Source organism: Hydrogenophaga sp. BPS33, from assembly GCF_009859475.1.
Classification (GTDB): domain Bacteria; phylum Pseudomonadota; class Gammaproteobacteria; order Burkholderiales; family Burkholderiaceae_C; genus Hydrogenophaga.
In genome coordinates this window covers 17,971-30,223 of record NZ_CP044551.1, presented here as the reverse complement: position 1 = coordinate 30,223, position 12,253 = coordinate 17,971, and the positions used below count along the sequence as shown (strand labels likewise).

7 protein-coding genes and 3 pseudogenes are annotated in these 12,253 nt (G+C 64.2%); 3 read left to right on the top strand and 7 right to left on the bottom strand.

Features of this window, described 5'->3' with window-relative positions; genetic code table 11:
- Positions 1-54: 54 nt before the first annotated feature.
- Positions 55-1,272: pseudogene (locus tag F9K07_RS31135) on the bottom strand (Tn3-like element IS1071 family transposase); the annotation flags it as partial.
- Between the two features lie 144 nt (positions 1,273-1,416).
- Between F9K07_RS31135 and F9K07_RS31130 the strand changes: the two are divergent.
- Both F9K07_RS31130 and F9K07_RS31125 read left to right on the top strand, forming a co-directional pair.
- Positions 1,417-3,813 (top strand): annotated as a pseudogene (locus tag F9K07_RS31130) (efflux RND transporter permease subunit); the annotation flags it as partial.
- The gene (locus F9K07_RS31125) at positions 3,810-5,228 is read left to right on the top strand and encodes an efflux transporter outer membrane subunit (RefSeq protein ID WP_159597435.1); all 1,419 of its coding nucleotides are present in this window, start codon (positions 3,810-3,812) and stop codon (positions 5,226-5,228) included. The pseudogene F9K07_RS31130 and the gene F9K07_RS31125, both read left to right, overlap by 4 nt.
- 116 nt (positions 5,229-5,344) lie before the next feature.
- On the opposite strand, the gene F9K07_RS31120 is transcribed toward F9K07_RS31125, so the two are convergent.
- The 3 genes from F9K07_RS31120 to F9K07_RS31110 all read right to left on the bottom strand — a co-directional run bounded on the left by F9K07_RS31120 (position 5,345) and on the right by F9K07_RS31110 (position 8,594).
- Positions 5,345-6,385 carry a DMT family transporter gene (locus F9K07_RS31120; protein WP_159597434.1) on the bottom strand — a complete coding sequence of 347 codons (1,041 nt, stop codon included), beginning with the start codon at positions 6,383-6,385 and terminating at the stop codon, positions 5,345-5,347.
- Between the two features lie 52 nt (positions 6,386-6,437).
- Positions 6,438-6,890, bottom strand: a complete 453-nt coding sequence (locus F9K07_RS31115; protein WP_236582136.1) for a hypothetical protein — start codon at positions 6,888-6,890, stop codon at positions 6,438-6,440.
- Between the two features lie 165 nt (positions 6,891-7,055).
- The gene (locus F9K07_RS31110; protein WP_159597433.1) at positions 7,056-8,594 is read right to left on the bottom strand and encodes an IS91-like element ISPps1 family transposase; all 1,539 of its coding nucleotides are present in this window, start codon (positions 8,592-8,594) and stop codon (positions 7,056-7,058) included.
- A 437-nt stretch (positions 8,595-9,031) separates the two neighbouring features.
- On the opposite strand from F9K07_RS31110, the gene F9K07_RS31105 reads away from it, so the two are divergent.
- Entirely contained in the window at positions 9,032-9,238 is a 207-nt protein-coding gene (locus tag F9K07_RS31105; RefSeq protein WP_053281474.1) for a hypothetical protein, read from the top strand.
- 176 nt (positions 9,239-9,414) lie between these two features.
- Here the strand turns inward: F9K07_RS31105 and F9K07_RS31100 are convergent, their stop codons facing one another.
- The 3 genes and pseudogenes from F9K07_RS31100 to dmpG all read right to left on the bottom strand — a co-directional run bounded on the left by F9K07_RS31100 (position 9,415) and on the right by dmpG (position 12,253).
- On the bottom strand, positions 9,415-10,329 hold the full coding sequence (locus tag F9K07_RS31100; RefSeq protein ID WP_053281475.1) for a SphA family protein: 915 nt from the start codon (positions 10,327-10,329) through the stop codon (positions 9,415-9,417).
- Between the two features lie 108 nt (positions 10,330-10,437).
- Positions 10,438-11,192 (bottom strand): annotated as a pseudogene (locus F9K07_RS31095) (SDR family NAD(P)-dependent oxidoreductase).
- Complete coding sequence (dmpG, locus tag F9K07_RS31090; RefSeq protein ID WP_053281476.1) at positions 11,189-12,253, bottom strand: 4-hydroxy-2-oxovalerate aldolase; 1,065 nt, start codon at positions 12,251-12,253, stop codon at positions 11,189-11,191. Before dmpG ends, F9K07_RS31095 begins: the two are co-directional and overlap by 4 nt.

Here is a 12,253-nt window from a genome sequence, read left to right as displayed (position 1 = left end):
CTGCCTCAAGCACTTGGGCGATTTTTGGTGCCGCAACTGCCGTTTCTAGGATAAAGCTTGCAGCTTGGCAAGGTACTCGATGGCAGGATGCTCGCCGGTGGCCTGCCAGGGCAGCTTTGCAATGGCGACGAGCAACGACCGCACGGGGCGAATTCCATCAATCAATCCCTCGCGGACCAGGGAGGCCCTGCTCGGTGGTTTGCGTTTCTGGGTTTCGGTGATCAAGGCTTCAAGACGGGCACGCAACTCAGCATCTGGCACCGCACCTTGCGCGCTCAAGGCAACAAGTTCGCCGAGCAGCGTTTTGTACATTGCGGCCCAATTGACGGTAGCGGGGACATCGGCGGCAGCCTGACGCCACAGATCGGCGATCCGGCGCTGCACCATAAGGATCAACTGGTCTGTGGTGGTGAACAGGCAATACCGAAGAAAGCATGCGACCTCCACGGTGCGCGCTGGCTCTTTGATCTTGGCTCCGGCTGAGGGCGGCCTGGAGACAAGTCGGCGCGCGTAGCGGCGCAAGATGAGATCGGGGATGTCTGCCAGGTGCTTATGAACGTCCAGCGTGTAAAGCAGGTCGATGCGCTCCAGTACCTCGCTGATTTGGCGGGTTGAGTGTTTCGCCGGTGCAGCCCATAGCCAACTCTGCTGGGTTTGTCCATCTGGGCGCAGCTCTGAAACTGAGGCTCGCCAGCGATCAAGTGTTGCTGGATCAACGCTGGCGGCGATGGCGGTGCCTGTTTCAACTTCAAGCTGGGCAAGTGCCGCCGCAATCAGTGTCCGAATTGCCCGCTCGTGCACGATCACCAGCTTGTTCTTGTACAGCCATTGACGCGCCCGCACGAGTAGCTGATCGCGGTCGGCGCAGCGCGCCACTTCGTCGCGCAGTTCACGTACCAGTGAGCGGCGCTGGTGCTCGCTCATCCACTGGAATCCAAGGACCGTGCAGGCTACTTGTTGGTGATCGAATAGCGTGCGCCCGCGTTCATACATGGCTCTCAGCGAGGCGACTTCTGGTGCTGCAATGCCAAGCTCGTTGCCAAGGTGGCGCCACAAGGCTACTGGAATTACCCGAAAGGCACCGAGCAAACGCCCACTCATGCGCAGGAAACCAATATGGAGCGCCAGACCAAGCTTGTGGGAATCACCTCGGCGTGCATTGATTGCGTCGCGCTCGGCACCATCGAAGGTGAAAAATGCCTTCATCTCGAAGTCGCTGATATCGCGGGGGAGCCCACGCATCCCCAAAAACGTTGTGTGCCAACCCTGCATCGTGAACCTCAAAAGTGGGAGGCCACCATACCCGTTTACAAAGCGAACAGGAAAGTCAATGAAATCAACGGTCTACCCAGACCACCCCCGCGCCAGTGCTAGCTTTGCGTACCGTCACTTATTGCACTGAAAACGAGGAGACCCCAGGTCAAGCCCAACGGCGCGCAGGTGCGCCTCAAGGACGTGGCAGACGTGCAACTGGGCGGGCAGTTCTCTGCCATCTCCGCCAAGTTTGATGGCAAGCCTGCGTCGGGCCTGGCGCTGCGCCTGGCCACCGGCGCCAACGTGCTCGAGTCCATCGCTGCCGTGCGCGACACCATTGCCCAGCTGGAGCCCAACTTCCCGCAGGGCGTGAAGGTGGTCTATCCGTATGACACGTCGCCAGTGGTGCAGGTGTCGATCGACTCGGTGATCAAGACCCTGCTGGAGGCCGTGGTGCTGGTGTTCCTGGTGATGCTGCTGTTCCTGCAAAGCGTGCGGGCCACCATCATTCCCACGCTGGCCGTGCCGGTGGTGCTGCTGGGCACGTTCGGCATCTTGCTGGCGGCCGGCTTCACCATCAATTTGCTGACCATGTTTGCCATGGTGCTGGCGATTGGCTTGCTGGTGGACGACGCGATCGTGGTGGTCGAGAACGTCGAGCGCCTCATGCACGACGAGCACCTGTCGCCCAAGGAGGCCACGATCAAGTCCATGGGCCAGATTTCTGGCGCGCTGGTTGGTATCGGCGTGGTGATTTCGGCCGTGTTCGTGCCCATGGCGTTCATGGACGGCTCCGCCGGCGTGATCTACCGCCAGTTCGCCATCACGATTGCGGCGGCCATGTCGCTGTCGGTGCTCGTGGCGCTGATCTTCACGCCTGCGCTGTGCGCCACCATCCTGAAGGCGCCCGTGCCGGGCAAGAAGCCCGCCAAGTTCTTCGCCTGGTTCAACCGGGTGTTCAACGCCAGCGCCAGCGGCTATGCCGTGGGCGTGGAGGGCATCCTCAAGCGCAACAAGTGGTTTTTGCTGATCTACGTGCTGCTGCTGGCGGGCCTGGTAGCGTTGTTTGCCCGCATTCCCACGGCATTTCTGCCAGAGGAAGACCAGGGCACGATGATGGTGCTGGTGCAACTGCCCTCTAATGCCTCTGCGGCCCGTACCGACAAGGTGTTGCAGGCGGTGAGCCAGCACTTGCTGGACAACGAGAAAGACACCGTGCACAGCGTCATGGCCGTGAACGGCTTCAACTTCGCCGGTCGCGGTCAGAACTCTGGCCTGTTGTTTGTCGAGCTGAAACCCTTTGACGAACGCAAGGGCGCGCACCAGCACCTGAAAGCCCTGTACGGCCGCACCTGGGGCTTTGTCAGCCAGCTCAACGACGCCATGATCATCCCGATCATGCCGCCGGCCATCATCGAGCTGGGCAACGCCACTGGCTACGACTTCTTCCTGCAGGACAACGGCGGCGTGGGCCACGAGGTGCTGATGCAGGCGCGCAACCAGATGCTGGGCATGGCCGCGCAATCGCCCAAGCTGGCCCTGGTGCGCCCCAACGGCCTGTCGGACGAGCCGCAGTACCAGATCGAGATCGACGAAGAGAAGGCGCGCGCGCTCAACCTCAATCTGGCGGACATCAACGCCACCATGTCGATTGCCTGGGGCTCGGCCTACATCAACGACTTTATCGACCGCGGCCGGGTGAAGAAGGTGTTTTTGCAAGGCAAGGCCGACGCCCGCGTGGGCCCGGAAGACTTTTCCAAATGGTATGTGCGCAACAACGTCGGCAAGATGGTGCCCTTCAGCGCCTTTGCCACCGGCAAATGGGTCTACGGCCCCGCCAAGCTGGAGCGCTTCAACGGCGTGCCCGCTGTGCAGATTGTGGGCAGCACCGCCCCCGGCGTCAGCACTGGCGAGGCCATGGACATCCTGCAGGACATGGCCAAACAGCTGCCCCCGGGTGTGGATCTGGTGTGGACCGGCCTGTCGTACGAAGAAATCAAGGCCGGCGACCAAAGCGCGTGGATCATGGCCTTGTCCATGCTGGTGGTCTTTTTGTGCCTGGCCGCCTTGTACGAGAGCTGGTCCATCCCGTTCTCGGTGATGCTGGTCGTGCCCCTGGGCATTTTGGGCGCGGTGCTGGCCACACTGGGCCGTGGGTTGACCAACGACGTGTTCTTCCAGATCGGCATGATCACCACCATGGGCCTGGCGGCCAAGAACGCCATCCTGATCGTGGAGTTTGCGCGCGAGCTGTATGAAGACGAAGGCAAACCGCTGTTCCAGGCCGTCGTGGAGGCCGCCCGCCTGCGCCTGCGCCCCATCGTCATGACGTCTCTGGCATTTGTGCTGGGCGTGGTGCCGCTGGCCATTGCCACGGGCGCGTCCAGTGGCAGCCAGCACTCCATTGGCACCAGCGTGGTGGGCGGCACCCTGGCGGGCACCTTCCTGGCCATCTTCTTCGTGCCGCTGTTCTTTTATGTGATTGCCAGCATCACCCAGCGCTTTCGCAAGGCCCGGCCTGCGGCGCCCGTGACCCCCATCCAGGAGAAAACCGCATGAAACTGCACACCCTGACCGGCGCCATCGCGCTGGCGGGGCTGTTGAGCGCCTGCTCCATGGTCCCGAAGCACCAAACCCCCGCCGCCCCCGTGCCTGCCGAATGGCCGCAGCCCGCAGCGGGCAGCACCCAGGCGGCAGCGCCGGTGAACTGGCAACAGTTCTTTGGCAATGCGCAGCTGCGCACGCTGATCGAGCTGACGCTGGACAACAACCGCGACCTGCGCGCCGCCGCGCTGAACGTGCAGGCCTTCCAGGCGCTGTACCGCATCCAGAAGGCCGACAGCCTGCCCACCATAGGCGCCGAGGCTGGCGGCTCGCGCCAGCGCGTGCCCGCCGACGTGGCCGGCACGCCGCAGGCGGTCACCGCCAGCACCTACAGCGTGGGGCTGGGCATGGCCGCGTACGAGCTGGACCTGTTCGGCCGCGTGCAAAGCCTGAATGATCAGGCGCTGCAAAACTACCTGGCGATGGACAGCACCCGCAAGGCCACGCAGCTGAGCCTGGTGGCCGCCACCGCCAGCGCCTGGATGACCTGGCAGGCCGATCAGCAGCTGCTGGACGTGGTCACGCGCACACTGGCCGCCAATGAGCGGGCGCTGGACTTGATCGTGGCGCAGGTGGACAACGGCATTGCCACCGACCTGCAGCGCCACCAGGCGCAAACCGCGGTGGACAGCGCCCGCGCCCAGCACGCCCAGTTCACCCGGGCGGTGGAGCAAGACCTGAACGCGCTGCAGGCCCTGGTGGGCGCACCGCTGCCCCCATCGGTACTGCAGACCCGGGTGGGCATTGCAGACTGGCAACTGGCGCAGCTGCCCGTGGGCCTGCCGTCGCAGGTGCTGGCCCAGCGCCCTGACATCCTGGCGGCCGAGCAGCAACTGCGGGCCGCCAACGCCAACATCGGCGCTGCGCGCGCGGCCTTCTTTCCGCGCATCGCCCTGACCGCCAGCGTGGGCACGGCCAGCAGCGACCTGTCGGGCCTGTTCAACGGCGGCTCGGGCGCCTGGAGCTTTGCGCCGCAAATCAGCATCCCGCTGTTCAACGCGGGCCGGCTGGCGGCCAACCTGGACTACGTCACGCTGCAAAAAGACATGCGTGTGGCGCAATACGAAAAAGCCATCCAGACGGCGTTCCGCGAAGTGGCCGATGGCCTGTCGGCACGCCACACCTTTGTGCGCCAGCTGCAGGCCAACCAAAGCCTGGTGCAGGCCTCGGGCAAATACCTGGATCTGGCCCAGCTGCGCTACGACGCCGGCGTGGAGGGCTACCTGACCGTGATCGACGCGCAGCGCAACCTGCTGAGCGCCGAGCTGGGCGCGGTGCAGACCGGGTTGCAGCAGGCGTTGAGCGAAGTGCAGCTGTTCAAGGCCCTGGGCGGCGGCATGCTGGTAGCTGATGCGCAGCCCGGCGCCTGATAGGGGTCGCCTCAGAAAACGGAAAATAAAGCACGCTAAGGTGGCAACCCCATCGCTCCTAGGGAGTCCTCTCAGAGAACGGAAAGTAAGGCACGCTATGACGTTTTTTCCGCACTTCAATGAGCGTGACGGTGGTGAATATCCGGGAAATGAGGATGCTTGTGGACGATGACGACATGTTCATGCCAATGAGCATGAGGGGTGTCAGCGTCCCATTCGAACGCGTGCTGATGTTGGTGGTGCGCGTCGTGAATGTGCATGTGACGGTGTGCGAGTGGCTCATGGACATGGTCGTGCTCGTGGTGCTCGGTCAGGTGCAACCAGACGCCCCAGGCCATCAGGCTCGCGGCCAGCCAGAATGCCGGATCAGTCGATTCGCCAAGCAGGCCTAACGCCACAGCCGCGCCGATGAACGGCGCGGTGGAAAAATAGGCGCCGGTCCGCGCAGTCCCAAGGCCACGCAAGGCCAACACGAACATCACGAGGCTGACGCCATAGCCGAGCACTCCGATGGTCATCGTGGCAAGGACAATTCCCGCGTTCGGCATCATCGCGCCGAGTGACAGTGCCAGCAGGCAGTTCACCGCGCCGGCGATCATCCCTTTGCTGCCCGCAATGAACAGGGCGTCCGAGGCCGAGACCTTGCGCGTCAGATTGTTGTCGATTGCCCAGCACACGCAGGCAAGCGCGACTGCGATCGGGCCAGTCCAGCCGGTGCCCCGTCCCTCCCCCGTCGACCACGACAGCACGACCCCTCCTGCAACGATGGCGAGCATGCCGAACACGATGCGGCGGTCGGCGTTTTCCTTGAACACGACCCAGGCGATGACCGCAGTCAGCACCGCTTCCAGATTCAGCAACAGGGAAGCGGTGGAACCACTTGTTGAGGTCAGCCCGAACAGCAAGGCGACCGGACCCAGCACCCCGCCAAAAAGGATGGCCCCCAATAGCCAGGGCCATTCAGAGGGCACAAGGCCGGATGCCTTCCAGCCCCGATCCCTCACCAGCCGGACAAGCGTGAGCCCCATGCCGCTGCCCAGATAGAGCAAGCCGGCGAGCAGGACCGGGGAAACCTCGCCGGTCAGCAGCTTCGCGAAAGGGGTGCTGGCGCCGAACAACGCTGCTGCCAACAAGGCGCTCAATACGCTACGGTTCATTGTCTTCGTATTCCGGGTGGTGGCCCCATTCCGAAGAATGGGGCCACGCGACTTACAGCACGCGTTCGATGCTCTCGTAGTCGCCGCTGGTTTTCAGGGTCACTGTCACTTCTGCCCCTGAGCGGTTGCGCCAGTACCATCCGTGCTTGCCGTCGAAAGCTGCTTGAAGCGTACCCGCATTCCCGGTCTCATTTCGGCCCTTGCCGTAGCCATGGTAGAAGTCTTTGGGAGCACTGACCGGGTCGCCGTGGGTGTCATAATTTACCGGCCCACCAGCTGTAGTCCATTCGTAACTCACGCTGGCATCCTTGCGCATGGTGAGCTTCACTTCCGCCGCTTCACCCGGTTTCAACTTGACCGCCACCGTGTTCTGCCGTGCCGGCAAGACTTCCGGTGAAGTCGGTTCCAATGGCGATGCGGCGGCGATGGGCGCGGCAGAGGGCGCGGCGGAAGCGTGATCATGACCATGGACATGTTCGTGAACGGATAGGAAATTCAACCGCATGAGGCCAAGTATGGCACGAGTTTTGGGCCTCGAAACACGTTCGGCCAAGGAAGGTTGAGCGCTCGCTTGCCGCTCAATGGCAAGAGCTTGGGAGGCAGTATGCATTTGGGCCTGGCGCGCGCGCAGCTGCTTCCCCGCAGCGATGGATACCGCCGCTTCACTGGGTCACCAATTGACGCGCTGGTCTACCTCGTCGGGTTGAGCTGCCAGATCCCAATCCGGCTCGCCTTGCGCACCATCATCCACCGGCGCGTCGCAGCCCTCCCACAGCGGTGGCCCGCGTGCCGGGGTGATGTGCGGGGGGGCAGACTCCACCCCGATGTGGTTCAGGATGTGGCGGATTTCGGCGCTGTGGGTGATGAAGGCAATGATGCGCATCTGCCCACCGCACATGGGGCACAGCAGCGGAAATGCCTCGTAGATGCGGGTAATCAGCACCGCCCACAAGTAATGCGCCGCTCGCTTCGGGCGTGCTTCAGGTTCGGGTGTGGGTGTGGCCGCGTTGCCCGGCGCCGCCACCCCAGGTACGCCCGCGCCAGGTTGTGCAGTCTCCACCGTGGCTGGTTGCGACGCAGCAGGCTGAGCCAGCGCCGTTACCGCCGCTCTCAGCGGCGAGTTTGGTGCCAGCACACCAAAGTAGCGGTGCCGGTGGGTGCGTGGCGGTGGCACCAGCGCGGCGATGCGGTCGATCAGTTCCAGCGGTGTGAGGTGCAGCTCATCTGCCTTGGCACCACGCTTGTCACTGGTGGGCTCGCTGCGCTGTTTGGCACAGCGGTACACCAGTTTGCTTCCCTCTTTGCGTAGGCGCTCCATGGAAAACGGTGGACGCGCGCAATAGCGCAGCAGCCGCTCCAGCGCAGCGCGGTCGTGGGCTTCGATGCACACCCCCGCATCCACCGAGAAGCCGCTGTGTTTGTAGCCCAGCATGTCTTTGGCGTCACAGTTCTCCAGCAGGCCCCGAGCAACGAAGGCGCGCAGGATGCGTTTTTGCAGTGTGGTCTGCACTGGGGCCACGGTAGCCGCATCGATGCCGGTGGCCGCGTGAAAGATGACACCCGGCGATGAGATTCGAGGGGTCGCATCAGCATCGCCCTCGCCCTCCACTTCCTCAAACACCCCGTCCACCACACAAACGTGGAAGTGGACGTGTTCATTGAGGCTGGAGCCGAATCGGTGAATGAAGGCGATGGCACCGATGTGCAGGCCTGCCTTGTCCATATGGGCCGCACCGGGGCTGTGGGTCTGCAGAGTTTGTGCGATCACCCGCAGAAAGATGCGCAGCACCATGCTCAGCACCGCTCCGTCGCGCTGCATGAAGTAACGAAGCCGCTTGGGAACCGACAGCACCCACTGGCGCACCGGCAGGCGGGGGAATACGTGATCGTTCAGGTGCGCTGCTGTCTCCACCATGCGCCGGGTGGTGCACGAGGGGCAGACTCCCCGGCCTTTGCAGGAGAAGGCTACAAAGTAGTCGTGCCCACAGTCGCCGCAGCGAGCGCGGGCAAAGCCATGGGCAAAGATGCCGCACTCAAGATACTTGGCAAACGCTTTGCGCACGAAGGGCTTGGGGGTGTGGTGGTCGCCCTGGCCGTCGAACTGACCCGCGCTGGCCAACTCTAGCCAGGTCTCGTAGTGCTCGGCTACCGTTTGGTAGAGCAGCGTGCGTTCGGGGTGGCGTGGGTTGTAGAGCTTGGGCTTGGACAAGCAGACCCCAAAGGTCGGCCCACGTTGTCGGCAGGGCTACGACTTTGTCCAGCACTAGCCAGGTTGCAGCCAGAACGGCCGATGTCAGACCGATCCATCGCATACCCAGCATGTTCCGTCGGAACCCGTAAGAGATGTTCTCCGTGAACAGCAGGCTGTGCTTGCTGGTGTCACGTGTCTGCTCCAGGAGCCACCGAGTTGCGGATTCAAAGAGCCGATCTGCTTTATCTGGCTCTTGCCCCTCTTGCGCTGCATTTGGAAACGCCACCCCCAGCTTGTCTGCCAGGAAGGTGTGAAGCCGCGCCTTGGTGATCGGATCAATCGTTTCATTTCGATGGCGCAGAACCCAAAAGCGTAAGAGCTGTTGCTCACGGGTGCAGCCGGCGCTTGGCTACACAAGGCGAGACGCTATGGGCGCTTAGAGCGACAGTGTGACCATGGCCACATTCGGCCAGTTTCGACGCAGCATAGGGAAGCAGTCTGTTCAGGGCTTCCGCCTCTTCGGCGATTTCGCCTTTGCGCGCTTTTGCTTGGGCTGTTTGATTGGGGAGCGCTCAGTGCTTATTGGCGCGACCAAGGCCACCGTTTCGTTCAGAGGAGATCCAGACGGTGAGCCGGACGTTTCTACTTCTGAGCGTTACTGAATCGGGTACAAGGGCAGACTTACGTGAGAGCCGATACCCATGCGGTGCGTCAAGACTGGCTCCCGACATTGAGGCTAGCCGCCGGCGTCGGCCGGCACTGTGGAGGGGGTGATGTCAACCATGGGTTGGAGCATGCATGGCAAGAAAGCCCCCCTCGCGTCAGTGCCGCACGCGCCTCACAGTGCCCATACCGCCTTGAGCCACAGGGCGTCGCCCTTGGTGTGGTTGCGCGCACGGATCTCCTTGAGCCAGCGCAGCTCCACCGACGGAGCGGCGGGCGAGGTCTGCCAGCGCAGCGCCGGGCCCAGTGCGAGCACGCGTGTGCGGTTGCCGTCTGGTCCCGCCGTGATGCCGTTTTGCCGGTCATCGGTGGTCTGGTGGATGAGGTAGCCCTGCAGACCCACCTGCCATGCCGGTGCCACGCGCATGCCGGCATTGAAGTCGGCGTGCAGGTACTGACCGGATTTGTAATCGGTGTCGCTGTTTTTCCGGTTGATGCTGTAGGTGAGCTTGGTGGACAGGTCCAGCCCCGATTCCGTCAGGTAGGAGGCCACCACCACCGGGCGCAGGGTGGTGATGTTGTTGCCTGGGTTGGCCATGCGGGTGGCGCTGTAGGACCCGGTGGGCAGCACCACCGCCAGCGCTGCGGCGGTGTGCCACTGCGGGCCATGCCAGGCCAGCAGCGACGCGGCCTCGATATCGCCAAAACCGGTTCTGCTGTCACTGGCCCCTGCGGCCTGCACCTTCAGTTTCACCAGCGGCAGCACGCCGTAGAAGCCCAGCTGGCCACCCAGCAACGTGGTGCCGGTCATGTGCACTACGCGGCCCACCAGCACGTCGGCGCGCACTTTGAAGCCTGGGATCGCCGAGTTGCCTTGGCCGTCGTTGAAGCGGTCGGCCTGGTAGTGGTTGGCGTAGAGCAGTCCGTAAGTGCCCGGTGGCGGCAGGGCACCGGCCAGAAAGCCCTCGGCGCCCGCAGCGGCAGTGGTGCCGCCGCCCTCGGTGGCCTGGGCCGGTCCGATCCATCCCAGCGTCAAAGTCGCGACGGTGGCGGCGAGGCTGGTCAGCCGGCGGGGGAAATGCAATGGCATGGTGTGTCTCCAGTTGTTGTTGTGGTGGATGGTTGAATGAAATGTTGGCCGGTCTGTGCCGACTTCACGGGAAAGCGGAAAACGCGCGGGGCGGATGCCCCGCCGGTGTCAGGGCAGACCCTTGCGGCGGCCCGCGTCCATGAACAGGGTGCTGCCGGCGAGTGCGTCGGCGTTCGGGTCGAGCAGCAGGCCGACGCTCCAGGCGATCTGCTCCACCGTGGTGAAGGCGCCGATGGCCGACTCGCCGCGCATCTGCTCCAGCACCTGTTCGGGCGGAGGCCGCCCTGCGCGCCCCGGGCCGTGGCCACGCGGCGCAGGCTCTCGGTGTCGGCGGTGCCGGGCGCCACCAGGTGGGCGGTGACGCCGCGCTCACCATAGGCCCAGGAGAGCTGGCGCACCAGGTTGGCCAATGCGGCGTTGGCCACTCCCGCGGTGGCCGCGTAGGCGCTGGGCTCAAAGCCATAGTGCCCACCAATGGCGACGAGGCGCGAGCCGCGCACCAGGTGGCCATCGGCCGCACGCACCAAGCGCAGCATGCCGCCGACCTTGATGTTGACCGCGTCGGTGATCGCGGCGGTGGGGGCGTCCAGCACGCCGCCTGCCGTGGCCACGCCCGCACCTTGCACCACCATGCGAACCGGTGCGTCCAGCTGGGCACGGAGGGCCTCGATGGCCGAGTCGTCGGCGATGTCGGCTGCGCAGGCGCGGATGCCGGGCACCTGTTGGGCGAGTGCCTGCAGCGCCTCAGCGGTGCGCGCCACGGCCACTACCTGCAGGCCAGCGTCGCTCAGTCGCCGGGTGATGACTTGGCCCATCGCGCCGGTGCTGCCGACGACGATGGCAATTTCTTTCCGGGCGCTCATGCTACGTCCTTCGCGCGTGAGGGCGCGGTGAGCAGGCCACGTTCCCTGGCCATGGTCATGGCCGTGTCCTCGATCATGTCTTCCTGGCCGCCGATCATCTTCTGGCGACCCAGCTCGACCAGGATGTCGCGTGCCGACACGCCAAAGCGGGCGGCCGCGCGCTTGGCGTGCAGCAGGAAGGTGGAATACACGCCGGCAAAGCCCAGCGTCAGCGAGTCGCGGTCCACGCGCACCAGGTGGTCCATCATCGGCACGATCACGTCTTCGGCCACGTCCATCAGCTTGAACAGATCGACCCCGGTCTGAATGCCCAGGCGCTCGCACACGGCCAGGAAAGCCTCCAGCGGCGTGTTGCCTGCGCCCGCTCCCAGGCCCGCGACCGAGCCGTCGATGCGCGAGGCACCGGCTTCAATGGCGGCAATCGAGTTCCAGATGCCCAGGCCCAGGTTGTGGTGGCCGTGAAAGCCGATCTCGGTCTCGGGCTTGAGCACCGCCTTGAGCGCGCTCACGCGGGTGGTCACGTCGTCGGGCAGCATGTAGCCGGCCGAGTCGGTGATGTAGATGGTCTGGGCGCCGTAGCCCTCCATGAGCTTGCCTTGCTGGGCCAGGCCCTCAGGGGTGTTGAGGTGGGCCATCATCAGGAAGCCGGTGGTGTCCATGCCCAGCTTGCGCGCAAAGGCGATGTGCTGCGGCGAGGTGTCGGCCTCGGTGCAATGCGTGGCCACGTGCACGCTGCGGGCGCCGCACTCATAGGCGCTTTGTAGCTCACGCATTGTGCCCAGACCGGGAATCAGCAGCACCGACACCTTGGCCTGCTTCATCTTCGGGCAGACGGCGCGCAGGTACTCCTCGTTGCTGGCCAGCGCAAAGCCGTGCTGCAGCGAGTTGCCCCCCATGCCGGCGCCATGCGTGACCTGGATCAGGGGCACACCCGCATCATCCAGCGCGGTGGCCACCTTGACCATTTGTTCAACGGAAATCTGTTCGCGCTTGGCGTGCATGCCATCGCGCAGGCACATGTCATGCAAGAGGACCTTGCGGCCCTGAAGGTTCGTGGTCAT